This window comes from Nocardioides immobilis, from assembly GCF_003515065.1.
Taxonomy (GTDB): Bacteria; Actinomycetota; Actinomycetes; order Propionibacteriales; family Nocardioidaceae; genus Nocardioides; species Nocardioides immobilis.
Window position 1 is genome coordinate 19,854 of record NZ_QXGH01000012.1, and the last position, 25,056, is coordinate 44,909.

The window sequence follows — 25,056 nt, forward strand, 5'->3', positions numbered from 1 at the left end:
CGTCAAAAGTCCCTCTTGTCTCGAAGTCGCACCGATGATGCCTCGTGGGGAGACCGCGTGACCGAGGAACTGCCAGATTCCATCGACTCCCGGCCAACTCCCGGGCACCCGCAATAACCGATTGCGCCGAGCGGTTCCGCCCACGAGGGTTCGAGCACACACAGGGCAGGCGGGAAGCGGATGGACTCACGGGCGAGGCTGGGGCTGGTCGTTGCGGCGCTCGCGATCGTCTACGTCGTCTGGGGTTCGACCTACCTGGCGATCCGGGTCGTCGTCGAGGAGATGCCGCCGCTGTCCGGGATGGGCAGCCGGTTCCTCGTTGCGGGGCTGCTGCTCGGCGGCCTGCTGGCACTGCGGGGCGTCGACCTCCGGGTCAGCCGCGCCGAGTTCGCCGGCGCCGCGCTGCTCGGGCTGCTGCTGCCGCTGCTCGGCAACGGGTTCGTCGCCGTCGGCGAGGAGATGGGCGTGCCCAGCGGAGTGGCGGCGCTGCTCGTCGCCGCGGTCTCCCTCTTCGTCACCATCTACCGGATCCTTGCCGGCGATTGGCCGTCGGTGTGGTCGGTGATCGGCGTGGTGCTGGGTTTCGTCGGCCTCGCGTGGCTGGTGCTCGGCGGACGCGAGCAGGACGACGTGCCGCTGGTGGGCGCGGCGATCGTGCTCGCGGCGAGTGCCTTCTGGGGATTCGGCTCCTGGGTCCAGCCGCGGCTCACGCTGCCCAAGAACGCCTTCGTGCTGGCCGTCCACGAGATGTGGACCGGGGGCGTGATGATGATCGCCCTCGGCCTGGTGCGTGGCGAGGACCTCGAGCCTTCGACGTACGGCGGCGAGACCTGGCTCGCCTGGGGCTACCTGGTGGTCTTCGGGTCGATGCTGGCGTTCAGCGCGTACGTCTGGGTGCTGGCGAACGCGCCGATCGGGCTGGTCGCGACCTATGCGTACGTCAACCCCGTGGTCGCGGTGTTCCTCGGCTGGCTGATCCTCGCCGAGCCGATCACGAGCGCAGTGCTCGTCGGCGGCCTCGTCATCATCGTGGCGGTCGCCGTCGTGATCACCGTCGAGCGACTACCGGCACGTGACGAGGAGCCTGCTCTCGAGCCGGTCTGACTGCTCTAGGGTCCGCTGCATGGGCGTGACCATCGATGAGCTGCTCGTCGCGGACCCGCCGGAGGCGTGGCAGGCCGCCGGCTTCGTGGTGGGTCCGGACGCCGTCTGCCGGGTCGGCACCGTCGGCATCCGGCTGGTCGGGCGCGACCGCGGGACCGGGATCGTCGGCTGGACCTTGCGCGACCTGGCGCCGGGAATGATCGCCGGCGAGCTCGACGGCATCCCCACGACAGCGTCGGACCGGTCGTCATCGGCGCCGCCGTCGCATCCCAACGGAGTTGTCAGCGTCGACCACGTCGTCCTGCTGTCGCCGGACCTGCGCCGCACGGTCGGAGCGCTCGAGGCGATCGACCTGCACCCGCGCAGGGAGCGGGACGGAGACCTCGGTGGCGTGCCGATGCGTCAGGTGTTCTTCCGGTTGGGCGAGGTCATCCTCGAGGTCGTCGGCTCCCCGGACCAGGCGACCGAGGGGCCGGCCACCCTCTGGGGAGTGACCCACGTCGTCGCCGACATCGACGCGACCGCGGACCTGCTGGGGGAGCACGTCGGGCGGGTGAAGGACGCCGTACAGCCCGGTCGTCGGATCGCGACGCTGCGGCATCGAGAGCTCGGGATGTCGGTCAACACGGCGGTGATCTCACCGCACGTGTGACGGCTCACCGGCTACTCGTCGTCGCCCTCCTTGGGCGCCGGTAGCTCGGCGAGGACCTCCCGCGCCGCGTCGAAGATCCGGTCCGCTTCGTCGTCGGTGATCTCGTCGGCGACGAGGGCCCGAGCCGTCTCAGCGACCAGCTCGTCGACGGCCCGGCGTGCTTCGCCGAGCTCCCCGTCCTCGATCGCAGCGTCGACCTTGTCGAGACGTTCGGCCAGTGCGGGCGCCGACTCTCCGGGCGGCTGCTCGTCCGAGCACCCGGCCGCGGCGAGCAGCACCAGTCCGCCGGTGACGGCGCCCGCGAGGGCTACGCGCCATCGGGCCTGCGGCGCGGCGCGCCTCATTCGTCCTCTCCGTTCACGGCGATGTGCAGCTCGGTCAGCGGCTCGCGCAGGTCCGCGGGAGTGTTGTCGGGGATGGCAGGGGTGGCGCCGTCTCCGCTCACCGCGGCCATGACCACCAGCAGCACCACGAGCGCCCCCAGCGCGGCGAGGACTCCCCAGGTCTCCGGCGGCAGGGTGCGGAGTCGTACGACGAGGCGGCGGCTCTGGCGTGCCAGCGCGTCGCCGGCGCGGTCGATCGCCGACGTCCGCTGCGGCTGTGCCGGCGGGGCCCCGGCCTGGTCGACCAGCGTTCTCGTCAGTCCGGGGCGGGCGGCCGTCTCGGTGCCGAGGATCGGCGAGGTCTCTGCGTCCGGGATGCCGGCCGAGGCGACCGGCGCCGGTTCGCTGAGGTGGGCGCGCAGCCGGGCGGCCGCGTCGGCGGGGCTCGGTCGGTCGTCCGGGTCGAGGGCCGTCATGTCGGTCAGCAGGTCCCGCCAGACGTCCGGGAGCTCGGGGATCTCGGGCGGGCGGTGGAGCCGGGCGTGCGCAGCCTCGGCAGGGGTGCCGGGATACTCCCGCCGTCCCGTGATCGCCTCGAGGAGGACCAGCCCGAGCGAGTACACGTCGGCGGGGCCCTCGACCTGGCCGCCGTTCACCTGCTCGGGTGCGATGTAGGCCGCCGTTCCGATCGCCATGCCGCTGCGGGTGTGGTGGGTCCGCTGCTCGACCAGGCGCGCGATGCCGAAGTCGGCGAGCTTGACCCTGCCGGCCGGGTCGATGAGGACGTTGCCGGGCTTGACGTCGCGGTGGACGACGCCGCGGGCGTGGACGTACGCGAGCGCGTCCGCGATCTGCACCGCGATGGGGCCGAGCTCGTCGAGCGCCATCGGCCCGTTCTTCATCATCTGGGACAGCGTCGGCCCGTCGACCAGGTCCATGACGAGGAACGGCTGGTCGTACTCGGCGCCGGTCGTGGCGCCGGCGGGTCCCCCGAGGGCTCCGTCGAAGCCGGCGTCGAGCACGGTGACGAGCCCGCCGTGCGCGAGCATGGCCAGTGTCCGCGCCTCCGCGACGAACCGCTCCCGGTCGGTCTCGTCGCCGGCGCCGTCGAGGAGGATCTTGACCGCCACCGGCCGGCCCAGCTTGAGGTCGGTGGCTCGGTAGACCTCGGCCATGCCGCCGCGTCCGATGACCTCCGCCAGCTGGTAGCGATCGGCCAGCACGATACCGAGGTCGATGGACATGGACGTCGCTCCTTGGGGCCCGCGCCGCCCGGGTGCTCAGCCGGGCGTTGTCGATGAGGTTCAGTTACCCGATGGCGGGGCGGGCAACCTCGCCGGCGATCTCGGCCTGGCGGACCAGGAATGCCCGCTCGTCCAGCCTCTTGCGCCGCATCCAGGTGGTGACCTCGGCGTTGCACTTGCTGGCGTTGCACGAGCGGCAGGCCGGCACGACGTTGACCAGCGTGTAGCGGCCGCCGCGGGAGATCGGCAGGACGCAGTCCTTCTGCGGAGCGGGGTCGGCCGCACCGCAGTAGGCGCACCCGCCCCAACGGGCCTGGAGCAACGCCCACTGCGCGTCGGTCAGGTCGTGCTCGACCTTCGCCATCCGGCGCTTCCGTCGGCGGGCGTACGTCGCGGCGCGGGTGCGGGATGCCACGAGGGGAGGGTACGGCGAGCGAGCCCCGGTCCGCGGGAGTGTCGCCGTGTCTCCGTCTTTGCGTCCAGTCGGTCGCATAGACCGTCGTTCGCCGGGAGTTAGGCCCGCGACATCGACGGCTGCCAAGATCGGCGCATGTCGAAGTCCCTCGGCCGGCAGGTCGCCGCGGAGCTCGTCGGTACGGCGTTCCTCGTGATGGCGGTGATCGGCTCCGGCATCGCGGCCACGCGACTGTCGCCCGACGACGTGGGCCTGCAGCTGCTGGAGAACAGCCTGATCACGGGCGCCGCGCTGGTCGCCCTGATCCTGGCGCTCCAGCCGGTCTCCGCCGCGTTCAACCCGGTGGTGACGCTGGTCGAGCGGGCCCTCGGAGTGGTCGACACCCGCGACGCGGCCGCGCTGATCGCCGGGCAGCTCGTCGGTGGCTCGGTCGGTGCGGTCCTCGCCAACCTGATGTTCGAGCTCGACGCGGTGTCGATCGCGTCGACCGAACGCACCGGCGCCGGGCTCTGGCTGGGTGAGGTCGTCGCCACGGTCGGCCTGGTCCTCGTGATCTTCGGCAGCATGCGGTCCGGCCGCACCGACACCGTCGCCTACGCGGTCGGCGGCTACATCACCGCGGGGTACTGGTTCACCAGCAGCACCAGCTTCGCCAACCCGGCCGTGACCGTGGCCCGGATGTTCTCCGACACCTTCGCCGGCATCGCGCCGTCCTCCGTGGCGATGTTCGTCGCGATGCAGCTGGTCGGCGGCGCGATCGCCGTCGGCCTGGTGCGCCTGCTGTACCCGACCGCCGATCCTGTCTCCGAGGAGTCCCGATGACGGCGATGTCCGGCCAGCCCAGCGTCCTGTTCGTCTGCGTCCACAACGCCGGACGCTCGCAGATGGCGGCCGGCTACCTCGAGCACCTGGCGCGAGGCCGGATCGACGTACGCTCCGCCGGCTCCGCGCCGGCCGACCAGATCAACCCGGTCGCCGTCGAGGCCATGCTCGAGGAGGGCATCGACATCACGACCGCGACGCCGAAGGTGCTGACGACCGAGGCCGTCCAGGAGTCCGACGTCGTCATCACGATGGGCTGCGGCGACGCCTGCCCGATCTTCCCCGGCAAGCGCTACGAGGACTGGCAGCTGGACGACCCTGCCGGCCAGGGCATCGAGGCCGTCCGGCCGATCCGCGACGAGATCCGCAGACGCGTCGAGGCTCTGGTCGCGGACCTGACGTAACCGCCGTCGCGTCCGGCCAGACGCTGACGCTGCCCGTCGTTCCGTAGCGGCAGGTACGGTCGCGGGGTGCCCGTCGTACCCCCTCCTGCCTACGCCCTCGTCGGCGCCGTCGCCCAGCACGTCCTCGCCCGGAAGGGCGGGGCGGGGGCTGTCCGGAAGGTCGCGGGCGGCGCGGTCGCGGCCGCCAGCGTCGTGCTGATCGCCGGCAGCATCCAGCGGTTCCGCGACACCGGCACCACGGTCGAGCCGTTCCGCCCGGAGCAGGCGAGCGCGCTGGTGACCGACGGCCCCAACGCGCTCACCCGCAACCCGATGTACGTCGGCATGGCGGGGCTGCTCACCGCACACGCGCTGGCGCGGGGCGGGGTGCTGCCGGCGCTGCCGGTCGTTGTCTTCGTCGCCCTGATCGACCGGGTCCAGATCCAGCCCGAGGAGGCGGCGCTGCGCGAGCTGTTCGGGCAGGAGTACGACGCCTACTGCGCCCGGGTGCCGCGGTGGCTGCCCGGCCTGCCGATCTGAGCCAGATGCAACCTCTGGGTTGATCCGCGCGTCATAGTGGGTACCGGCACAGGCCAAGGGAGGTCGCGGTGCGCAAATCACCGGAGTCGCGTCACGTCATCGTGGGGCACGTCCAGCACGTCAAGGTCCTGATCGCCTGGTTGACGCGGCGAATCGCTCGCGTCTGACTGCTTTCCGGGTGCCGCGCGCCAGCGTGCGTCGTACCGTTCACCTTATGGAGCAGCCGCTGGTCACCGTCAACGGTGCGTCCTGGGACCTGGTCGGCGTCGCGCCGCCCGCGACGGCCCTCGACTGGCTCCGCAGCATCGGCCTGACCGGCGCCAAGGAGGGCTGCGCGGAGGGCGAGTGCGGGGCGTGCTCGGTGCTGCTCGCCCGGCCCGGCATCGAGGCCCCGACCGAGTGGACCGCGGTCAACGCGTGCCTGGTGCCGGCCGCCGCACTCGCGGGCCAGGAGGTCGTGACCGCGGAGGGACTCGGCGAGCCCGACGCGCTGCACCCCGTCCAGCGCGAGCTCGCGGTCCGGGGCGGCTCCCAGTGCGGCTACTGCACGCCGGGCTTCGTCTGCAGCATGGCCGCGGAGTACTACCGGCCGGGCCGCTGTGAGAGCGGGGTCTTCGACCACCACGCGCTCTCCGGCAACCTGTGCCGCTGCACCGGCTACCGGCCGATTGTGGAGGCGGCCGAGGCGCTCGGCGCGCCCGCGGCCGGCGACCACCTGTCCTTCCGTACGACGGCACCGCCGCCGGAGGTGACCCCCGTGCGGGTGCCCGGCTTCGCTCGGCCGGCAACGCTCGCGGAGGCGCTCGACCTGCTGGGGGAGCCCGGCGCAGTGCCGCTCGCCGGCGCGACCGACCTCGGGGTCGAGGCCAACCTGCGCGCCTCCCGTCCGGGGCTGCTGGTCGCGATCGACCACCTGACCGAGCTGAGGACGCTGGAGGTGACGGCGGACTCCGTCGAGATCGGCGCCGCCCTGTCGCTGACCGAGATCGAGCGCCGGCTCGCCGGTGCCGTCCCCCTGCTGGACGAGGTCTTCCCGCAGTTCGCGTCGAGGCTGATCCGCAACGGCGCGACGATCGGCGGCAACCTCGGCACCGCCTCCCCGATCGGGGACCTGCCGCCGGCGCTGCTCGCGCTCGACGCATCGGTGGTGCTGGTGTCGGCAGCGGGGGAGCGCGTGGTGCCGCTCGTCGAGTACTTCACCGGCTACCGCGAGACGGTCCTGCGGCCGGGTGAGCTGATCGCGAGCGTCCGGGTGCCCCTGCCGCTCGCACCGCTCACCGCCTTCCACAAGATCGCGAAGCGCCGGTTCGACGACATCTCGTCGGTTGCCGTCGCGTTCGCGATCGAGATCGTCGACGGGGTCGTGGCGCGGGCGGCGATCGGGCTCGGCGGGATCGCCGCGACGCCGATCCGGGCGACCGAGGCGGAGCAGCTGCTCGTCGGGCACCCGTGGACCGGTGCCACGGTGGTCGAGGCGGGAGCCTGGCTCGCTGCCTCCGGTACGCCGATCGACGACCATCGCGCCAGCGCGGACTTCCGCCGGGCGATGATGGAGAACGCGCTCTTCAAGCTCTACACCGAGACGGTGGCCTCATGAGCAGGCTGTCCGAACGACCCGTGACCGCGGTGGTCGGCGAGGCCCGGCCGCATGAGTCGGCGGCGCTCCACGTCACCGGACGGGCGCTGTACACGGACGACATCGCCCTGCGGACGCCGTACCTCTTGCACGCCCACCCGGTCTGCGCGCCGCACGCGCACGCGATGATCACGCGCCTCGACCCGAAGCCGGCGTACGACGTGCCCGGCGTGGTGCGGGTGCTGACGGCCGACGACGTGCCCGGGATCAACGACGCCGGCACCAAGCACGACGAGCCGCTCTTCCCGACCGAGGTGATGTTCCACGGCCAGGCCGTCGCCTGGGTGCTCGGTGAGTCGCTGGAGGCGGCCCGGATCGGGGCGACCGCGGTCGAGGTGGACTACGAGCCGCTGCCGTCGATCCTGACCGTGGTCGAGGCGATCGAGCAGGAGAGCTTCCAGGGCGCCCAGCCGCGGCTCGAGCGCGGTGACGTGGCGGCGGGGCTCGCGGGCTCGACGCACGTGTTCGAGGGCGAGATCGACTTCGCCGGGCAGGAGCACTTCTACCTCGAGACGCACGCTTCGCTGGCGACCGTCGACGACGACGGTCAGGTCTTTATCCAGTCGAGCACGCAGCACCCGACCGAGACCCAGGAGATCGTCGCGCACGTGCTGGGGATAGCCAGTCACCAGGTGACCGTGCAGTGCCTGCGGATGGGCGGGGGATTCGGCGGCAAGGAGATGCAGCCGCACGGGTTCGCGGCGGTCGCCGCGCTCGGCGCCCGGCTGACCGGTCGGCCGGTGCGGGTGCGGCTCACCCGGCAGCAGGACATGACCATGAGCGGCAAGCGGCACGGCTTCCACGCGACGTGGAAGGTCGGCTTCGACGACGACGGGCTGCTGCAGGCGCTCGAGGCGACGCTGACCTCGGACGGCGGCTGGAGCCTCGACCTGTCGGAGCCGGTGCTGTCGCGGGCGCTGTGTCACGTCGACAACGCCTACTGGATCCCGCACGTCCGCGTCGACGGACGGATCGCGCGGACGCACAAGACGTCGCAGACCGCGTTCCGCGGGTTCGGCGGACCGCAGGGGATGCTGGTGATCGAGGACATCCTCGGCCGCGCGGCGCCGGTCTTGGGTGTGCCGGCCCACGAGCTGCGGCGGCGCAACTTCTACGTCGAGGGGCAGGCGACGCCGTACGGCCAACCGGTGCGGCACCCCGACCGGCTCGACCGGGCCTGGCAGCAGGTCCTCGAGTCCAGCGACTTCGAGCGCCGGCGGGAGGAGATCGCGCGCGCCAACGCCGAGAACCCCCATCGCAAGCGGGGTCTGGCGATCACGCCGGTCAAGTTCGGCATCTCCTTCAACTTCACGTCGTTCAACCAGGCCGGGGCGCTCGTCCACGTCTACAAGGACGGCTCGGTGCTCATCAACCACGGCGGCACCGAGATGGGCCAAGGCCTGCACACGAAGATGCTGCAGGTCGCCGCCACCGCGCTCGGGCTGCCGATCGAGCGGGTCCGGCTGGCGCCGACGCGCACCGACAAGGTGCCCAACACCTCGGCCACGGCGGCCAGCTCGGGCGCCGACCTCAACGGCGCCGCGGTCAAGAACGCGTGCGAGCAGATCATCGCCCGGCTGGCGCCCGTGCGCGCCCAGCTCGGAGTGGCGACCACCTGGGAGGAGCTCGTGCGAACGGCCTACCACGAGCGGATCCAGCTGTGGGCGGCCGGCTTCTACAAGACCGAGGGCCTGTCGTGGGACGCGGTCGCGGCGCGGGGCGAGCCGTTCAAGTACTTCGCGTACGGCGTCGCCGCGGCCGAGGTCTCCGTCGACGGCTTCACCGGCGCCTACGAGGTCGACCGGGTCGACATCGTGCACGACGTCGGCGACAGCCTGTCGCCGTTGGTCGACATCGGGCAGATCGAGGGAGGCTTCGTCCAGGGGGTCGGCTGGCTGACCCTCGAGGACCTGCGCTGGGACGTCTCCGACGGCCCCGGGCGCGGGCGGCTGACGACCCCGTCGGCGTCGACCTACAAGCTGCCGAGCCTCTCGGAGATGCCGGCCGACCTCCGGGTCACCCTGCTCGACCGGGCGACCGAGGACGGGGCGGTCTACGGGTCGAAGGCGGTGGGCGAGCCGCCCCTGATGCTGGCGTTCTCGGTGCGCGAGGCGCTGCGTGAGGCGGTGGCCGCGTTCCGGCCGCCCGGCGAGTCGGTCGAGCTGGCCTCACCGGCCACCCCGGAGGCGGTCTTCTGGGCGATCGAAGGTGGGCGCGACTGATGGACTGGCTCCGGGCGGTGCAGGAGTGCCGCGAGCGCCGTACCCCTTGCGTGCTCGTCACGATCACCGACGTGCGCGGCCACGCGCCGCGCGCGGCGGGCGCCAAGCTCGTCGTCGCCGCCGACCGGACCTGGGGGAGCATCGGCGGCGGCAACCTCGAGGAGGCGGCCGTACGACGCGCGCGCGGGCTGCTGCGCGGGTTGGGGCTCACCGGTGTCGCTGCGCCCGTGACCGAGCACCACACCCTCTCGGACAAGGTGCCGGTCGAGCACGGCGTGCAGTGCTGCGGGGGCGAGGTGACCCTGTTGCTCGAGCCGATCGGTGTCCGGCCGTCCGTCGCCGTCTTCGGGATGGGTCACGTCGGGTTCGAGATCGCGCTCCAGCTCAGCCGCCACGAGGTCGAGGTGCACCTGGTCGACTCGCGCAGCGACCAGCTCGCCGCCGACCGGCTCGCGGCCCTGCACGACGGTCCTGCGGACGTGCACGTCCACCAGGTTCCCGTGCTGCCCGAGCTGGTGGTGGCCGAGCTCCCGGTCGGCACCCACGTCCTGGTGCTCACCCATGACCACGCCGAGGACCTCGCCATCCTCGACGCCCTGCTCCGGTCGACGCGGCCGGCCACGATCGGGCTGATCGGCTCGTCGGCGAAGTGGGCCCGGTTCCGGGGCAAGCTCGCCGAGCTCGGCCACGAACCGGAGACCATCGACCGGGTACGGACCCCGATCGGCGATCCTGCGGTCACGGGGGTCGACGGGAAGGCGCCTGCGGCGATTGCGGTGTCCGTCACAGTCGAGGTCCTGGCACTGATTCGAGCGTCGGCGGTCAGTACGCTCGAACGGTGACCACCGAGCTGACCACTGCCGACACCGGCTCCCTGTCGGAGTTCGACCGCGACATCGCCGTCACCCCGGCGGGCGACGACTTCGTCGGTGTGATGTCCGACGGCTGGCGGGTCGGCGGCGGCCTCAACGGGGGCTACCAGCTCTCGCTCCTCGGCAACGCGATGCGGGCCGCACTGCCGAAGCACCCCGACCCTGTCGCGGTCAGCGCCTACTACATCTCGCCGGCGGAGGCCGGGCCGGTGACGGCCGCCGTACGACCGCTGCGCGTGGGCGGCCGCACCGCCACCGTGGCCGCCGACCTCAAGCAGGACGACGAGATCCGCCTCTCGGTGCTGGCGACGTACGGCGACCTCGACTCGTTCCCCGCCGATGACGTGCGCACCACGGCCGAGCCGATCGCGATGCCGCCGCGGGAGGAGTGTGTGCCCAACACCCTCGCGCCGGACGAGGTCAAGCAGATGGCGCCCTTCACGCAGCGGTTCGAGATGCTCTTCCACCCCGACGAGATCGGCTGGGCGGTCGGCAAGCCGAGCGGGCGCGGCCAGATCACGGCCTGGTTCCGGCTCGCCGACGACCGGGAGCCGGACCCGTTGTCCCTGCTGATGGCGGTCGACGCGCTCCCGCCGGTGACCTTCGACCTCGGGCTGATGGGCTGGGCGCCCACCGTCGAGCTGAGCGCCCATGTGCGCGCCAAGCCCGCCCCGGGCTGGCTCCGGCTGCGTCACCGCACCCGCAACATCGCCGGCGGGATGTTCGAGGAGGACTGCGAGGTCTGGGACTCCACCGACCGGCTCGTCGCCCAGTCCCGCCAGCTGGCCCTCCTGCCCCGCTGACCCCGCCACAACGCCGAGTCGGCTCATCTCGGGCTCCTGCGAGCGACTCGGGGTCGTACGGGACCGGAGATGCGCCGACTCGCGAATGTCAGCACATCAGCCGGCGACGGTGTTGATGCCGGGGGTCTCGTCGGCGCGGGTGAACTCGACGAACTCGGTGTCCTCGTCGATGTGGACGTTGTGGCCGGGGCGGATGTAGTAGGCGTCGCCGGCTGCGATCGTCTCGTCCGCGCCGTCGTCGTTGAAGCGGACCGTCACGCTGCCCTTGAGGCAGTAGCCCCAGTGCGGCTCGCTGCAGGCACCGCCCGGCAGGTCGGCGAACATCGGGCCGGTGTCGAGCCCCGCCTTCCACTGCTCGAGCGCGACGAACATGTCGCCGGCTCGGGCCCGGTGCTGCGAGCCGCTGCCGTCGAGCTCGAGCGCGAGCTCGGTGTTGTCCCTGGTGAAGCTGGCCATCTTCTCTCTCCTTGCTCGGGGACCGCTGGTCGGTCCGTGCCGGGACGGTAGGCCTTGAACCGCGGTGCAATGTCAAGCCCGAGATCCGGCTCTTGACCTTGAACCGGAGTTCAAGGTCTACCGTGGACGGATGCGGATCTCCGAGCTCGCCGAGCGGGTCGGAGTGGCCACCTCGACGGTGCGCTACTACGAGCGGATCGGCCTGCTGTCCGGGCCGTCACGCACGTCGTCGGGCTACCGCGACTACGACGAGGAAGACGCCGCCCGGCTGCTGTTCGTCACCCGCGCGCGCAGGATGGGCCTGAGCTGCGACCAGGTCGGCACGCTGCTCGGCATCTGGGCAGGGACGCACTGTGCCAGCGCGGCCGAGCGGGTCGGGCAGCTGATCGACGAGAAGCAGGCCGAGATCGCCGAGCGGATCGACGAGCTGCACCGGTTCTCCGCGCAGCTGACGACCGTGCAGGACGCGTTGCGTGCCGAGCCTCCGGACGCGTGCCGGACCGACCTGACCTGCTGTGTGCCGGAGTCGCCCGGGGTCGTCGTACTCGACCTGGTGCCGCGGCCCCGTCAGTAGCGGACCCGGTCGGCCTTCGCCAGCCAGGCGGCGAACGGCGCGAACCCGTCGGGCAGCGGGTGCGCCGACACGGCCATCGGCCACTCCGAGCGGGGTCGGTCGAAGAGCTCGTAGAACGCGCGGTCGTCGAAACCTCCGCGCGCGGCGTCATCGCGGTCGGCGGCGTAGACGACCCGGTCGAGGCGCGCCCAGAGGGCGGCCGAGAGGCACAGCGGGCACGGCTCGCAGGAGGTGTAGAGCGTGCAGCCCGCGAGGGCGAAGTCGCCGAGCGCCGAGCACGCCGAGCGGATCGCGACCACCTCGGCGTGGGCTGTCGGGTCGAGGTCCCGGGTGACCCGGTTCTGCCCGCTGGAGACGAGCTCGTCGCCGCGCACGACGACCGCGCCGAAGGGACCGCCGTCCTGCTCGACGTTCGCGGTGGCGAGGCCGACGGCGTGCGCCAGCCAGGCGGCGTCGTCGTTCGTCGGCATCACTCCACCTCGCCCATCCGCTCGTAGGTCTCGGTGATCTTGCGGACCCGCTTGCTGCCGGCGCGGCCGCACGCGCCCAGGACCGCGTCCGCGAGCACGCTCACCAGCGCCATCGGCGCCGCATAGCTGTCGAAGGCGAGCGAGTGCTGCACCGGGCACTCCAACCAGATCGACACCTGCGAGGCATGGGCCACCGCCGTCGGGTCGCCGACCAGGATGACCACAGCACCGGTCGTGCCCGCCTCGGCCAGGAACTCCGCGAAGCCCTTGGGGCGCCGGCGGAAGCCGACGACGACGATCACGTCCTCAGGGCCGAGGCCGACCAGCTCCTCGCCCGTGGTCTGGCCGGGCACCGGCCCGATCTCCACGTCGGCGCGCGCCTGGGCCAGCTGCTCGCGGAGGTGCAGTGCGACCGGGTAGCTGTTGCGCCAGCCGATCACGAACACCTTGCGCGCCAGCGCCAGCAGGCCGGCGACCTCGAGGATCCGCGGGTGCTCGATCGCCCGGAGGATCGCACCCTGCTCGATCGCCGCCAGAGCCTCGGCGTTGGGAGCACCGTCGACCCGCCGCGGCTCGCCGGCGCTCCGCAGCGCCCGCAGGTGCTCGCGCACCTCGTCGAAGTCCTCGAAGCCCAGGCTGCGGAACAGACGGCTCATCGTCGCGCGGCTCACGCCGGCCAGCTCGGCGAGCTCCGCGGCGCGATAGGTAGCCAGGTCGTCGAGGTGCTCGAGCAGCGTCGCGGCCGCGCGCCGTTCCTGCGGGGTCAGGGCATCGTGCCGGTCCGCGATCCGCTCGTCGATCCTCATCGGGGGTGCCTACTTCCGTCATGGCGGCGCACGAACACTATGCCGCTGCCAGGCATGACCGCGCAGGGCATCACGGCGGTCACCCGATTCCCGACCAGGCCCGCGGCTCGCCAGCGCCTCCGGCCCGGCTCACGGTCGCCGAGATCAGCCCGTAGGGACGATCGGCGGCGAAGAAGATCTCGCCGGGGTTGTCGAGGTCGAACGGCGTCAGGTCGACCAGGAAGTGATGCTTGTTGGGGCACGCGATGCGGATCTCGGCGATCTCGGGGGAGACGTCGAGGGCGGCCGTCGCCATCGCGTGGATCGTCTGCTGCAGGGCGAGGCTGTGGGTGCGGGCGAAGGCGTCGAGCAGCGCGGTGCGCACGGCGGCGTGCATCGCGTCGTAGTCGACACCCTCCGGCGGCCGAGCCTGTCCAGACCCGTAGCGCCAGGTCGCGGTCACGCTGGTGGCGAGGATCCGGTCGTCGGTCTCGGCGAGGGTCGTGAACCGGTCGCGGGGGAAGCCGTGGAACTCGCTCCCCGTGCTCTTGAGCACGACCAGGTCCTTGAGCCCGGCCAGGACGAACCGGTCGTCGCCGTACGTCTGGACCCAGGCGGTGCGGGTCTCCTGGCCCGAGCGCACGAACGAGTGCCCGTTGGCGGGCAGCCGCTCCCACGCGAACTGCTCGGCGGCGAACCAGGTGCCGGTGACCCACGGCTGGGCGGCCCAGTGGTCGGCGAGGACGAGGAGGAACGCCTCGGGCGACGTCACGCCGTGCTCGCGAGCGAGCGCGAAGACCGAGTTCTTCTGGGTGTCCGTCGCGTGCACGTGGCTGTTGTCGCCCTCGGTGTACGCCGTCGCGAAGTCCCCGCGCAGCTGGGTCGTGACGTTGAGGTCGTGCAGCACGTGGTGCTCGCCCGAACGGTCGACCCGCACCAGCCGGCACTCGGCCTTGCCGTGCTGGAGGTCGGAGAGCTCGTAGTCACCCATCAGCTGCCCCTCAACTGCCGCGGTAGGTCGTGTAGGAGTACGGGCTGAGCAGCAGCGCCACGTGGTAGTGCGGCTGGCCGTCATCGGTCGCGAAGCCCAGCGTGACCGTCGGGAAGAAGGTGTCCCGTCCCCGCGCCGCGAACCAGTCGCCGGTCGCGAACGTGATCCGGTGCTCGCCCGCTCCGAGGTGGGTCTCGAACCGCACCCGGCCGTCGGCGTCGGTCGCCGCCCGCTCGGTGCTGCCGTCGGCGGTGGCGAGGAGTACGACGACGCCCGCCGCCGGCCGACCCAGGGCAGCGTCGAGGATGTGAGTGGAGCAGGTGCTCATGCGGTCACCGTTGCGCTCCCGCCCCCGCCGGTCAACAGGTCGGTCAACCGCAGCAGGGCGATCTCCGCGAGCTGCTCGCGAGTGACGGCGAGCTCCGTGTCGGGGTCGTTGCCCAGCCGCTCCTCCAGGAGAGCCACGAGCTCGTCGCCCGAACGCCCCTTCGCCCGCACCAGGTAGATACGTCCGAAGCGCTCCTCGTAGGCCTGGTTGCCGGCGCGCAGCCGGTCGGCCAGCGCCGTGTTCGCCGGATCCACCCCGCCCTGCTCACGACGCGAGTGGTCGGCGGCTGTCCCGGACCCGGTCGGCCGCTCACCGATCCGCGGGTGGTCGGCCAGCGCCCCCTCGACCTCGGCGGGCGTCCACGAGGTGGCTTGGGCGCCGGCCGTTCGCAGCACCTGGGCCGCGTCGTCGTACGGCCGGCCGACGGCGAGCAGGTGCACCCAGGAATCGATCCCGACGCACGCCCGCAGCGCGGCCGCGACGTCGTCGTCGGGCAGCGCGTTGAACTCCTCGATCCGCAACCGAGCCTCCTGGGTGAAACCGCCGTTTCAGGGGTGTGAGGACTCAGATATACCGGACGGCGAGGTCGAGCAGGTCACGATCCCGCCCAGGAGCCGCCACCAGGCACACCCCGCACGGGAGCCCGGCAGCGGTGGTGCGCGGCAGGCTGACCGCCGGCAGCCCTCCGATCCCGGCCACGCAGGTCAGCGCGAGGGTTGCTGCGCGGACGTGGGGGAGGCGCTCGGCGAGGCCGGCGCCGAGCAGCGGGGCGACGGTGGGCGCGGACGGCAGCACCAGCACCCGGTCGGCGACCACGTCGCGGATCGTACGGCGCGCGCGGTCGACCGTCGCCCGGGCGGCCCCGGCCTCGGCGTCGGTCACGGACCGCGCCCGCTCGAAACGGCTGCGCACGTCGGCGCCGAGCGTGCCGAGCCGGTACTCCAGCCAGCTGCCGTGGGCCTGCCAGGCCTCCCACGCCTGGAGCACCACGAACGCCTCCCGCCACTCGTCGAGCTGCAGTCGTCCGGGTGAGAGTGACCGATGGGTCACGCTGGCAAGGACGACCTCGGCGACATCGGGGTCTGCGCGGTCGAACAGCTCCGGGACGACGACCAGCTCGTCGGTGCCGCCGGGCGAGTGCGGCAGCAGTACGTCGCCGACCCGGGCCAGGGTCGCCGCGTCCCGCGTCAGCCAGCCGACCGTGTCGAAGGTCGGGGCCAGCGGCAGCAGCCCCTCACGCGAGACCAGGCCGTGTGTCGTCCGGATGCCGAAGACGCCCTGGTACGCCGCGGGCACCCGGATCGAGCCCCCGGTGTCGGTGCCGAGCCCGATCGTGGCCTCGCCGAGCGCGACCGCCGCGACCGAGCCGGAGGAGGAGCCTCCTGGCACCCGGCCGGGCGCGGCCGGGTTCGGCGGCGTGCCGTAGTGGTCGTTGACGCCGAACAGGGAGTAGGCGAACTCGTCGGTCCGGGTGATGCCGCGTACCGAGGCGCCGGCGGCCAGCAGCTGCGCGACCACGGGTGCGTGCCGCGCGGCGGGCTGCGCCGCGGCCCGCCGTGCCGGGTTGCCCGCGCCGACCGGGTGGCCGGCGACGTCGTACAGGTCCTTGACTGCGAGCGTCGTCCCGGCCAACGGACCGTCGGGAGCGCCGGCGACCAGTGGGTCGCCGAGCTCCCGCCATACCGTGGTGTCGACCTCGGTCACGACAGTGCTGTGAGCAGTCGGGTGCGGTTCATGCCGAAGACCCAGCGACGGCCGGGGTGCTCGCTGAGCGACCAGAGCAGGTCGGTCTCGGGCCAGTAGACGAGGTCCTCCGGGCCGGGCGGGGTGGCCCAGCGCTGGGTGCGGAACGCGCCGGGCGTGCCGACGTGCATGTGGCCGCAGCTCGAGCCGTGGGAGGAGGTCACGAAGTAGGTGCCCTCGACCACGGCCGTGCCCTGCATCCGCTTGAGGCCGTCGTCGCCGTCGAGGATCGGCCGGGAGACGCCGTCCTCGCCCGTCGCGAGGAGCCCGGTCTCCGCGTCGGTGGGGAACCGTGCGAGTCGCCGGGTCTGCTTGCTGTTGCCGTACTCGCCGACGACCAGCGACGGCGGGTCGGTGCTGCGGTCGAGGGTCATGAACGAGAACCGCAGCCGGGTGACGCCCTCGTCGTTGGCGGCGCGGTAGGCGAACCGCAGCGGGAGGACGTACTCGTGCCCGAACGTCTCGAGACCCGACCCGGCGGGCACCCGCATCAGGTCGTCGATGCGGCAGGTGAGGAAGCCACGGCCGGTGGCAGCGACATGGAGGTAGGGGCCGTGCCACACGAGGCCGCCGGCGTGCGCCTTGAGCGGCTTGAGGCCGGGCGTGCCATCGACCAGCGTGGGTTCGACGAGGAGCACGTGGCGGTAGCGCTTTGCCTCGAGGTCGATGAAGCTGACGCGGGAGCCCTCGCCGCGCCGCTTGGAGTACCACGACGTCACCAGCATGTCGCGCTCCACGTCGGTGCGGACCGACGAGCTGATGCCCTGCGGGTACCACTGGATGTCGCGCCGGTCCTTCCGCTCCCAGGTCAGCGCCCGGTCGACGGCGCGGCCGAGCAGTCGCGGGAACGGGCAACAAGTACGGCGCATCCTGCGGTCCAGGTCGCCGAGCAGCCCGGGCATCCCGACCCGACCGCCGCCGTGCTCCTGCAGGAGGACGTCGAGCGCGTCGATCTCGCCGACGTTCTCCTCGGTGCGGGTGAGATGAACGCCGAAAGGCGGCGGTGCGGTCTGGTCCACGGCGGTCAAACGTAGATGATGGGGCTTGTGAGGGGCATCTTCTTCGACGAGGACGACGCGCGGGCGGCTGCGCTCGTGCTGACCCGCGGCGGCTTCGAGGCGACGGTCGTCCGGGAGCGGCTGGCCGGCGAGGACGACGACGAGGGCCATCCCTGGGCGGTCGTCACCGACGCGCCGATGATCCAGCTGGAGATGCTGGTCGAGACGTACGACGGCTGGCTGGACCTCGACGAGGACGCCCCTGTCGCACCGCTGCCGCTGCCGGACGAGCCGAAGCGGATCAAGCGCGCCGGGGACTGATCAGTAGGCGATCCTCGGCGTCCCGGGCAGGCATGCGCCGGGGCCGGCACCGATGGCTTCGGCCTGCACGGCCTGCTTGGCGCCGTGTTCGTAGTCAGTTTCGATGAACAGGAACTCACCGTCCTGCTCGACCGAGAAATCGCCGAGGTCGGCGAACGGCTCCAGGGTGCGGATGTCGACCCCGTCGTCGATCAGCGCCTCGCGCGCATCGAGGTCGTCCTTCGCGGCGTCCTCGCTGTCGTACTGCAGCGCCAGCAGCGCGTCCCGGTCCTGCTCTGGAGAGATGAAGAGCGCCCTAGCCGAGGGGCGACCGAGGTCGTCGTACTCGCTGGCGAGCTCCTCGGGCAACGGCCGTCCGGTGTCGGGGCAGACGGACGAGTCGTCGGTCGCCAGCAGGACCAGTTCGGGATCGCCGTCAGCGGCGTCGAGGAGGTCGTCCATGCCGCCGTCGTCGGCGAGGGAGTCGGCGTCGTCGGCGATCACGTCGGCGATCTCGTGCAAGGGGTCGGCGGCGACCGAGGTGACGACCAACTGCTCGTCCTCGTCGAGCAAGACGTTGAGCATCCAGCCTGGGTAGGCATCGCCGATGACGTTCTTCCCTTCGGCAAGCTCGACGCTGGCCGCGAAGGTGGGAAGGCCGTCGATCTCGTCGCGCTCGTAACCCGTCTCCGTCAGATCGTCGGCAAGCGCATGGAAATCCAGATCATCGCCGACCTTCCACGCCGTCGCGGTGCCTCCGTCCCACACAGCAGTTGCTTCCCATTCGATGTCGAAGTCGTTCAGTGGGTCATCCCGCATGATGGCGACGAACGGAGTGAGCTTGGTCGCGATGACCTCGTCCTCATCTCCGAAGGAATCGAGGAAGTTGCGGAAGTCACCATCGGAGACGTCGCGGGGGTCGATGTCGTCGATCCCGAGTCGCTCCGCCATCGCCTTGCGATCGGAGAACTGGACGTGGAACGTGTCGGCGGGGAGGTACTCGAACGCCTCCTCGGCGGTCGAGCCCTCGTCGAAGAGGCCGCAGCCGGTGAGGGCCGGCACCGCCAGCACGACGAGCACGAGACCGCGGCGAGCGAGGGTTCGGCCGAGACGCATGGGGACCATCATTACCCTGCTGACTATGAGCGACACCGCGGCACACCGGCTTCTCCTGGTTCACGCGCATCCCGACGACGAGTCGATCGGCCAGGGCGCCACGATGGCGAAGTACGTCGCCGAGGGCCGCGGCGTCACGCTGGTGACCTGCACCGCCGGCGAGATGGGCGAGATCCTGGTGCCCGAGCTCGAGCACCTGGCCGCCGACAAGGAGGACGGGCTCGGCGCGCACCGGAAGGGCGAGCTCGCGGCGGCGATGGCCGAGCTCGGCGTCACCGACCACCGGTTCCTCGGCGGGTTCGGCACCTACCGCGACTCCGGCATGAAGTGGCACGAGGACGGCCACGCGGTCGCCGCCGACGAGGTCCACGAGAACGCCTTCTGGCACGCCGACCTCACCGAGGCCGCCAACCACCTGGTCACGGTGATCCGCGAGGTCCGGCCGCAGGTGCTGGTGACGTACGACGAGTTCGGGGGCTATGGGCACCCCGACCACATCCAGGCGCACCGGGTCGCGATGTACGCCGCACAGCTGGCGGCGGTGCCGTCGTACCGCCGCGACCTGGGGGACGCGTGGGACATCGCCAAGATCTACTGGTCCGCGATGTCCGCGAGCCGGATCCGCGAGGGCCTGAAGCGGCTGCGGGACGCGGGCGACACCACCACGTTCGAGGGGATGGACCCGGACCACCTGCCGCCGTTCTTCCTGCGCGACGAGGACATCACCGCCGAGGTCGACGCCGGTGACTACACCGAGCAGAAGATGGCCGCACTGACGGCGCACGCCACCCAGATCACGACAGACGGACCGTTCTTCGCGCTCTCCAACAACGAGGGCAGCTGGATCTGGGGGCGGGAGCTCTTCCGGCTGGTGAAGGGCACGCCCGGGCCGGTCGGCGACAACGGCTGGGAGTCCGACCTGTTCGCCGGCGTCCCGGCGGGGTGATCCGGTCGCACGCCGGGCGGGCCGCGGTCGCCGTACTCGCCCTGCTGGCGGGCGCTGTCGTCGGCTGCTGTGCGGTCCTGCTGCACGGCTACTGGTGGGGACTGCTGCTCGCCGTGGCCGCCACGGCCTCGCTCCTCGTGGTCATCCCGGGTGGCTGGTGGCGCCGGCTGCCGTTCGCTCTCGGATGGGTCGCGGTCGCGGTGCTGCTGGCCGGCGAGCGGCCCGAGGGGGACCTGCTGGTGACGCAGACGATCCAGGGGTACCTGCTGCTCGCCACCGGCGTCGGCGTGCTGCTCGGCGGCGTGGTCGGGCTGCGCCGACACCCCGAACCGGACGCCTCGATTAACGGACGCGACGCATCGACTTCCTAGGATGCAGGGCGTGACCATGTTGGAGGCGCCCACCGCGGACCAGCCCAAGCGCGAGCGACCGGGCGGCAAGATCGTCGTGCTGGTGATCGTGCTGCTCGTGCTGCTGGTCGCCGGAGGCTACGCCGCGGCTCACCAGGTCGCCGGCGACAAGGTGCCGCTCGGCACCACCGTCTCCGGCGTCGATCTCGGCGGAATGAGCCGCGACGAGGCGATCGCCGAGCTCGAGGAGACCTTCGGCGCCCGCGCCGCGGAGCCGATCCAGGTCGAGGTCCGGGGCGGCCGCTCCGACGAGGTCCGACCCGAGGAGATCGGGCTCGCGATCGACTACGCCACGACCGTCGACGCAGCCGGCGCCGAGGACAGCTGGAGCCCGGCCCGGCAGTGGGACTACTTCACCGGCGGCGACGACATCGACGCGATCGTCGACGTGGACGAGACGCTGCTCTCCGACCGGCTCGTCGAGCTCTCCGAGGGTCTCGGGGTGCCGCCGAAGGACGGCAAGATCAGGTTCGAGGACGGGCAGGTCGACGTCGTCGAGCCGGTGCCGGGCGAGGCCGTCGACACCGATGCGGCGCGCGACGCGATCACCGAGGCGTTCCTCGGCGACGAGGACTCGGTCGAGCTGACGGTCACCGACGCCGAGCCGGACATCGACGACAGCGACATCCAGGAGGCGCTCGACGGCTTCGCCAACCCGGCGATGGCCTCGGGCGTGACCCTGGTGTTCGGCGACTCCGACGTCCGGCTGCAGCCCCGGCAGTACGCGAAGGCGCTGTCGATGGTGCCCGAGGACGGCGAGCTGGTGCCGAAGGTCGACGCGCGCAAGGTCACCCGGCTGGTCAAGGGCGCGACGAGCACCGGCGAGCCGGTCGACGCGACCTTCAAGCTCGTCGACGGCAAGCCGAAGGTGGTCCCGGCCAAGCCGGGGGTGGAGTTCGTGCCCGCCGACGTCGTCGCCGTCTTCACCGACCTGCTGGCGGCCCCCGACGGGGAGCGCACCGGCGAGGTCGAGGCCACCGTCCGCGAGGCCGACTTCACGACACAGGAGGCGCGGGCGCTGGGGATCAAGCGCAAGGTCTCCGAGTTCACGACGTACTTCCCGCACGCCGACTACCGCAACACGAACATCGGGCGCGCCGCGGAGCTGATCGACGGCACCGTCCTGGAGCCCGGTGAGACGTTCTCGCTCAACGACACCGTGGGGGAGCGGACGGCCGAGAACGGGTTCACCATCGGCTACACGATCCAGGGCGGAATCCTCAAGCTCGACTACGGCGGCGGCGTCTCGCAGATGGCGACGACGACCTTCAACGCGATGTTCTTCGCCGGTCTGGAGGACGTCGAGCACAAGCCGCACTCGTTCTACATCGACCGCTATCCCGAGGGCCGCGAGGCCACCGTCGCCTGGCCGAGCCTCGACCTGAAGTTCCGCAACGACACGGAGTACGGCGTCCTCATCCACGCCACGGTCACCCCGAGCACGTACTCGACCCAGGGCGTCGTCACGGTGCAGATGTTCTCCACGAAGGTGTGGGACATCGAGTCGCGGACCAGCGAGCGCTACAACTACCGGGCGCCGGCCACGCGACACCTCACCACGCCCGACTGCGAGCCCAACACCGGCTGGTCCGGGTTCGACGTCGACGTGACCCGGGTCTTCCGGGTGCACGGCGAGGACGAGATCGACCACACCGAGGAGTTCCACACCGAGTACACGGCCGCGGACACGGTCGTGTGCGGGCCGCCCCCGAAGCAGGACCCGCCGGCCGAGGACTGACATGTTGCTGCGTGCTGCGGTCGTGCCTCCCGACGATGCGGTCGAGGAGCTGTGGACGGCGACGCGCGCCCTGCGCACCGTGCCCGGCGTCACTGCCGTGGCACGGGAGCGGCTGGACCTCCCCATCACGTCTTTCGGCAATCTCCTGCCGCCCGACTGCGTGCGGCTCGCTCGCCTGCTCCGCTCGTCCTTCGAGGGCGCCGAGGCGCCGCGGCTGTGGTTCGACGGTTTCCGGATAGAGGACGGAGGCGAGGTCGTGGTCGGTCTGTCGGGGGACGTCGAGCCGATCGCCGACCTGGCCCGCTTCGTCCCCGAGGCCGCCGAGAGGCTGCGGCTCTATGTCGACCGTCGCCGGTTCCGACCGGTGATCAGCTTCGCGACCGTCGCGCCGACCCCCTCACCAGCGTTGCTGGACGCCGCCCTCGCCTCGGTCGCCGATTGGGCCGGGAGTCCGTGGCCGGTGCCGGGGCTCTCGCTCCTCCGCACCCGTTGGCACAACGGCGTGGACTGGCCCGAGCAGTTCGACATGATCGAGCTCGCCTGATCGGGCCGCCGCGAAGCAGGAGGGCCGGCCGAGGACTGAGCGTCGCCGCATCCGCTAGAGTGAGAACACGTTCTAGTTTTCGCGAGGTGTTGCGGTGAGCACGACTTCCACGCCGGCGGTGGCCGGCTGGTTCACGACCGGCGACGAGCCGCGCCTCGTCGCATCGCGGTGCACGGCGTGCGGCACGCTGGTCTTCCCGCCGCCCCCGCCGGAGGCCGCTAGCTTCTGCCGCAACCCCGACTGCGACGGCGAGCAGCACGAGCCTGCCGAGCTGTCCCGGCTCGGCCGGGTGTGGTCCTACACCGACGCGCAGTACCAGCCGCCGGCGCCGTACGTCCCGACCACCGACCCGTTCGAGCCCTTCGCGCTCGCCGCGGTCGAGCTGCCGGAGGGCCTCGTCGTGCTGGGCCAGGTGGCCGCCGGCTACGGCGTCGCCGACCTCGCGGTCGGCGCCGAGGTGGAGCTGGTCGTCGAGACGCTCTACGAGGACGAGAGCGGCGCACGCACCACCTGGCGGTGGAAGCCCGTCGTCGAGCTCGGCGAGGAGGCCGACCAATGAGCAAGCAGGTGGCCGTCGCCGGTGTCGGCATGCACCCCTGGGGCAAGGGGGGTCGCCCCTTCGTCGAGTACGGCGTGCACGCGGCCCGTGCCGCGCTCGCCGACTCCGGCATCGCGTGGCGCGACGTCGACTTCGTGGTCGGTGGCGAGACCGTGCGCAACGGCTACGCCGGATACGTCGCGGGCTCGACCTTCGCCTCGGCACTCGGCTGGAACGGCGCGCGGATCGCGACGTCGTACGCCGCCTGCGCGACCGGCGCCCAGGCCCTCGACACCGCGCGGGCCCGGATCCTCGCGGGCCTGTCCGAGGTCGCGCTGGTCGTCGGCGCCGACACCACGCCGAAGGGCTTCCTCGCGCCGAACGCCGGCGAGCGGTGGACCGACCCGGACTGGCTCCGGTTCCGGCTGCTCGGCATGACGAACCCGGCGTACTTCGCCCTCTACGCCCGCCGCCGGATGGACCTCTACGGCGCCACCAGCGAGGACTTCGCGCAGGTCAAGGTCAAGAACGCCCGGCACGGGCTGGAGAACCCCTACGCGCGCTACCGCAAGGAGGTCGCCGTCGCGGACGTCCTCGGCTCCGCGATCGTCTCCGACCCGCTGCACCTGCTCGACATCTGCGCCACCTCCGACGGCGCGGCCGCGGTGGTGCTGACCTCGCTGGAGTACGCGCAACGGGCGGGGATCGCTGACCCCGTGCGGGTGGAGGCGATCTCGACGGTGACGCCGACCTTCCCCAACACCGTGATCGACATGCCGCTGCTCGCCACCGATCACGCGGCCGGCGGGCCGCCCGAGCGCACCTTCAAGGAAGCGCTGGCGCTGGCGGCCTACGAGGAAGCAGGCATCGCGCCCGACGACGTCGACGTCGCCGAGGTCTACGACCTCTCGACCGCCCTCGAGCTCGACTGGATCGAGGACCTGGGGCTCTGCAAGCGGGGCGAGGCCGAGGTGCTGCTCCGTGCCGGGGACACCACGCTCGGGGGCCGGATCCCGGTCAACCCGTCCGGCGGTCTCGCATGCTTCGGTGAGGCGGTCCCGGCGCAGGCGCTCGCCCAGGTCTGCGAGCTCACCTGGCAGCTGCGGGGGCAGGCGACCGGACGTCAGGTCGAGGGCGCCCGGGTCGGGATCACCGCCAACCAGGGGCTGTTCGGGCACGGGTCGTCGGTGCTGCTGGCCCGCTGAGTTTCGTCGTACCTGAACTTCCGGCCCTGAATCCGCCCGAAAAGGGGCCGAAACTTCAGGTACGACGCGCTCAGGCGGGCGGGACGACGCGCCAGACGACGTACTGGCCGGGGAGGCCCTTGAGCTCGATCGGGTCCGTCGGGTCGACGAGCCCGACCTGGGCGTCCGCGTCGAGCGACTCGCGGACGGCGTCGCTGCACAGCACCTCACCGCCGGACGCGAGGTCGGCCACCCGGGCGGCGAGCGCGACGTTCTCGCCGAAGTAGTCACCGTCCTTGGCGACGACCTGGCCGGTGTGGATGCCGATCCGGACCCGGACCTTGCCGTGCCGGCGCAGCAGGTCGGACGGGCGGCGCAGGTCGCTCTGGATCCCGATCGCCGCGCGGCAGGCCGCCTCGGCGTCGCGGAACGCGACCATGAAGCCGTCGCCGGCGGTCTTCACCACCTGGCCGCGGTACTGCGCGATCCGGCTACGGAGGACCTGGTCGTGCGCCTCGAGCACCCTGACCCAGGTCTTGTCACCCATCCGGGCGTTGAGCTGGGTGGAGTTCTCGATGTCGGAGAAGAAGATGGTCACCGTGCCGTCGGGAGCGGCCATGTGCACGATCTCGGGCTGCTCCTCGCTGGCCCACGCCGTGAGGTCCTCGATGGTGCTCTGGATGACGCCGGTGATGCCCTGCTCGCGCACCTTGGTGGCGGTCCGGATCACCCGGCTGATCGCTCGCTCCGTGGGGTTCTGGGCCGGCGGCGGCCGCAGCGCGGCGGCGAGGTCCGACTCGAGCTGCTCCACGTGCTCCGCCTGGGAGGCGAGATCGCCCTGCTGTCGTCGCACGACGATCGCCAGGGAGACCACGGCGAGCAGCAGGATCACGCATAGGATCCCCAGGGCGACGGTCAC

30 protein-coding genes are annotated in these 25,056 nt (G+C 71.9%); 17 read left to right on the top strand and 13 right to left on the bottom strand.

Annotation, left to right across the window (positions count from 1 at the left end; genetic code table 11):
* Positions 1-180: 180 nt before the first annotated feature.
* Together D0Z08_RS07390 and D0Z08_RS07395 are read left to right on the top strand one after the other, a co-directional pair.
* Entirely contained in the window at positions 181-1,104 is a 924-nt protein-coding gene (locus D0Z08_RS07390; RefSeq protein ID WP_118924222.1) for an EamA family transporter, read from the top strand.
* Positions 1,105-1,123: 19 nt separating this feature from the next.
* Positions 1,124-1,756 carry a glyoxalase gene (locus D0Z08_RS07395; protein ID WP_118924224.1) on the top strand — a complete coding sequence of 211 codons (633 nt, stop codon included), beginning with the start codon at positions 1,124-1,126 and terminating at the stop codon, positions 1,754-1,756.
* An 11-nt stretch (positions 1,757-1,767) separates the two neighbouring features.
* Here D0Z08_RS07395 and D0Z08_RS07400 read toward each other — a convergent pair whose 3' ends face one another.
* The 3 genes from D0Z08_RS07400 to D0Z08_RS07410 form a co-directional block, all read right to left on the bottom strand.
* Positions 1,768-2,100, bottom strand: coding sequence for a hypothetical protein (locus D0Z08_RS07400; protein ID WP_118924226.1), 333 nt, complete (start codon positions 2,098-2,100; stop codon positions 1,768-1,770).
* Positions 2,097-3,323: a serine/threonine-protein kinase gene (locus D0Z08_RS07405; RefSeq protein WP_118924228.1), complete on the bottom strand. Its 1,227-nt coding sequence runs from the start codon at positions 3,321-3,323 to the stop codon at positions 2,097-2,099. Before D0Z08_RS07405 ends, D0Z08_RS07400 begins: the two co-directional genes overlap by 4 nt.
* A 64-nt stretch (positions 3,324-3,387) precedes the next feature.
* Positions 3,388-3,738 carry an HNH endonuclease gene (locus D0Z08_RS07410; RefSeq protein WP_245993740.1) on the bottom strand — a complete coding sequence of 117 codons (351 nt, stop codon included), beginning with the start codon at positions 3,736-3,738 and terminating at the stop codon, positions 3,388-3,390.
* A 135-nt stretch (positions 3,739-3,873) separates the two neighbouring features.
* On the opposite strand from D0Z08_RS07410, the gene D0Z08_RS07415 reads away from it, so the two are divergent.
* The 7 genes from D0Z08_RS07415 (at position 3,874) to D0Z08_RS07445 (ending at position 11,016) form a co-directional block, all read left to right on the top strand.
* The gene (locus D0Z08_RS07415; RefSeq protein ID WP_118924232.1) at positions 3,874-4,560 is read left to right on the top strand and encodes an aquaporin; all 687 of its coding nucleotides are present in this window, start codon (positions 3,874-3,876) and stop codon (positions 4,558-4,560) included.
* Between the two features lie 5 nt (positions 4,561-4,565).
* Complete coding sequence (locus tag D0Z08_RS07420) at positions 4,566-4,964, top strand: arsenate reductase ArsC (RefSeq protein WP_118924701.1); 399 nt, start codon at positions 4,566-4,568, stop codon at positions 4,962-4,964.
* Between the two features lie 66 nt (positions 4,965-5,030).
* Entirely contained in the window at positions 5,031-5,483 is a 453-nt protein-coding gene (locus D0Z08_RS07425; protein WP_118924234.1) for a methyltransferase family protein, read from the top strand.
* A gap of 214 nt (positions 5,484-5,697) precedes the next feature.
* On the top strand, positions 5,698-7,080 hold the full coding sequence (locus tag D0Z08_RS07430; RefSeq protein ID WP_118924236.1) for a xanthine dehydrogenase small subunit: 1,383 nt from the start codon (positions 5,698-5,700) through the stop codon (positions 7,078-7,080).
* Complete coding sequence (gene xdhB, locus D0Z08_RS07435) at positions 7,077-9,341, top strand: xanthine dehydrogenase molybdopterin binding subunit (RefSeq protein WP_118924238.1); 2,265 nt, start codon at positions 7,077-7,079, stop codon at positions 9,339-9,341. The genes D0Z08_RS07430 and xdhB overlap by 4 nt, the downstream gene beginning before the upstream one ends.
* A complete protein-coding gene (gene xdhC / locus D0Z08_RS07440) occupies positions 9,341-10,183 on the top strand; it encodes a xanthine dehydrogenase accessory protein XdhC (RefSeq protein ID WP_118924240.1) in 843 nt (280 codons plus the stop codon). The genes xdhB and xdhC overlap by 1 nt, the downstream gene beginning before the upstream one ends.
* Complete coding sequence (locus D0Z08_RS07445; protein ID WP_245993743.1) at positions 10,180-11,016, top strand: thioesterase family protein; 837 nt, start codon at positions 10,180-10,182, stop codon at positions 11,014-11,016. The genes xdhC and D0Z08_RS07445 overlap by 4 nt, the downstream gene beginning before the upstream one ends.
* 96 nt (positions 11,017-11,112) lie before the next feature.
* On the opposite strand, the gene D0Z08_RS07450 is transcribed toward D0Z08_RS07445, so the two are convergent.
* Positions 11,113-11,472, bottom strand: a complete 360-nt coding sequence (locus tag D0Z08_RS07450) for a cupin domain-containing protein (protein WP_118924242.1) — start codon at positions 11,470-11,472, stop codon at positions 11,113-11,115.
* Positions 11,473-11,602: 130 nt separating this feature from the next.
* Between D0Z08_RS07450 and D0Z08_RS07455 the strand changes: the two genes are divergently transcribed.
* Positions 11,603-12,046, top strand: a complete 444-nt coding sequence (locus D0Z08_RS07455; RefSeq protein WP_118924244.1) for a MerR family transcriptional regulator — start codon at positions 11,603-11,605, stop codon at positions 12,044-12,046.
* Here D0Z08_RS07455 and D0Z08_RS07460 read toward each other — a convergent pair.
* The 7 genes from D0Z08_RS07460 to D0Z08_RS32905 all read right to left on the bottom strand — a co-directional run bounded on the left by D0Z08_RS07460 (position 12,040) and on the right by D0Z08_RS32905 (position 17,382).
* On the bottom strand, positions 12,040-12,516 hold the full coding sequence (locus tag D0Z08_RS07460; RefSeq protein ID WP_118924246.1) for a nucleoside deaminase: 477 nt from the start codon (positions 12,514-12,516) through the stop codon (positions 12,040-12,042). The genes D0Z08_RS07455 and D0Z08_RS07460 overlap by 7 nt on opposite strands.
* Complete coding sequence (locus tag D0Z08_RS07465; RefSeq protein WP_118924248.1) at positions 12,516-13,322, bottom strand: MurR/RpiR family transcriptional regulator; 807 nt, start codon at positions 13,320-13,322, stop codon at positions 12,516-12,518. The genes D0Z08_RS07460 and D0Z08_RS07465 overlap by 1 nt, the downstream gene beginning before the upstream one ends.
* Positions 13,323-13,401: 79 nt before the next feature.
* Positions 13,402-14,292 carry a factor-independent urate hydroxylase gene (gene pucL / locus D0Z08_RS07470; protein ID WP_118924249.1) on the bottom strand — a complete coding sequence of 297 codons (891 nt, stop codon included), beginning with the start codon at positions 14,290-14,292 and terminating at the stop codon, positions 13,402-13,404.
* A gap of 10 nt (positions 14,293-14,302) precedes the next feature.
* Positions 14,303-14,620 (bottom strand): hydroxyisourate hydrolase, encoded by a 318-nt coding sequence (uraH, locus tag D0Z08_RS07475; RefSeq protein ID WP_118924251.1) that lies wholly within the window; start codon positions 14,618-14,620, stop codon positions 14,303-14,305.
* On the bottom strand, positions 14,617-15,141 hold the full coding sequence (uraD, locus tag D0Z08_RS07480; RefSeq protein WP_118924253.1) for a 2-oxo-4-hydroxy-4-carboxy-5-ureidoimidazoline decarboxylase: 525 nt from the start codon (positions 15,139-15,141) through the stop codon (positions 14,617-14,619). The genes uraH and uraD overlap by 4 nt, the downstream gene beginning before the upstream one ends.
* A gap of 43 nt (positions 15,142-15,184) precedes the next feature.
* Positions 15,185-16,324 carry an amidase gene (locus D0Z08_RS07485; protein ID WP_245993745.1) on the bottom strand — a complete coding sequence of 380 codons (1,140 nt, stop codon included), beginning with the start codon at positions 16,322-16,324 and terminating at the stop codon, positions 15,185-15,187.
* Positions 16,321-17,382 carry a hypothetical protein gene (locus D0Z08_RS32905; RefSeq protein ID WP_245993747.1) on the bottom strand — a complete coding sequence of 354 codons (1,062 nt, stop codon included), beginning with the start codon at positions 17,380-17,382 and terminating at the stop codon, positions 16,321-16,323. The genes D0Z08_RS07485 and D0Z08_RS32905 overlap by 4 nt, the downstream gene beginning before the upstream one ends.
* Positions 17,383-17,409: 27 nt before the next feature.
* Here D0Z08_RS32905 and D0Z08_RS07490 point away from each other — a divergent pair, with 27 nt between their 5' ends.
* Positions 17,410-17,682: a hypothetical protein gene (locus D0Z08_RS07490; protein ID WP_118924255.1), complete on the top strand. Its 273-nt coding sequence runs from the start codon at positions 17,410-17,412 to the stop codon at positions 17,680-17,682.
* On the opposite strand, the gene D0Z08_RS07495 is transcribed toward D0Z08_RS07490, so the two are convergent.
* The gene (locus tag D0Z08_RS07495; protein WP_118924257.1) at positions 17,683-18,777 is read right to left on the bottom strand and encodes a hypothetical protein; all 1,095 of its coding nucleotides are present in this window, start codon (positions 18,775-18,777) and stop codon (positions 17,683-17,685) included.
* Positions 18,778-18,802: 25 nt separating this feature from the next.
* Between D0Z08_RS07495 and mshB the strand changes: the two genes are divergently transcribed.
* The 6 genes from mshB (at position 18,803) to D0Z08_RS07525 (ending at position 24,158) form a co-directional block, all read left to right on the top strand.
* A complete protein-coding gene (gene mshB, locus D0Z08_RS07500) occupies positions 18,803-19,723 on the top strand; it encodes an N-acetyl-1-D-myo-inositol-2-amino-2-deoxy-alpha-D-glucopyranoside deacetylase (protein ID WP_118924259.1) in 921 nt (306 codons plus the stop codon).
* Positions 19,720-20,094 carry a DUF6113 family protein gene (locus D0Z08_RS07505; RefSeq protein ID WP_118924261.1) on the top strand — a complete coding sequence of 125 codons (375 nt, stop codon included), beginning with the start codon at positions 19,720-19,722 and terminating at the stop codon, positions 20,092-20,094. The genes mshB and D0Z08_RS07505 overlap by 4 nt, the downstream gene beginning before the upstream one ends.
* Positions 20,095-20,110: 16 nt before the next feature.
* Positions 20,111-21,871, top strand: a complete 1,761-nt coding sequence (locus D0Z08_RS07510) for a VanW family protein (RefSeq protein ID WP_245993794.1) — start codon at positions 20,111-20,113, stop codon at positions 21,869-21,871.
* Position 21,872: 1 nt separating this feature from the next.
* Positions 21,873-22,415: a 2'-5' RNA ligase family protein gene (locus tag D0Z08_RS07515; protein WP_118924265.1), complete on the top strand. Its 543-nt coding sequence runs from the start codon at positions 21,873-21,875 to the stop codon at positions 22,413-22,415.
* A 94-nt stretch (positions 22,416-22,509) separates the two neighbouring features.
* Positions 22,510-22,974, top strand: a complete 465-nt coding sequence (locus tag D0Z08_RS07520; protein WP_118924267.1) for a Zn-ribbon domain-containing OB-fold protein — start codon at positions 22,510-22,512, stop codon at positions 22,972-22,974.
* On the top strand, positions 22,971-24,158 hold the full coding sequence (locus D0Z08_RS07525; protein ID WP_118924269.1) for a lipid-transfer protein: 1,188 nt from the start codon (positions 22,971-22,973) through the stop codon (positions 24,156-24,158). Before D0Z08_RS07520 ends, D0Z08_RS07525 begins: the two co-directional genes overlap by 4 nt.
* A gap of 70 nt (positions 24,159-24,228) precedes the next feature.
* Here D0Z08_RS07525 and D0Z08_RS07530 read toward each other — a convergent pair whose 3' ends face one another.
* On the bottom strand, positions 24,229-25,056 hold the full coding sequence (locus tag D0Z08_RS07530; protein WP_147381360.1) for an adenylate/guanylate cyclase domain-containing protein: 828 nt from the start codon (positions 25,054-25,056) through the stop codon (positions 24,229-24,231).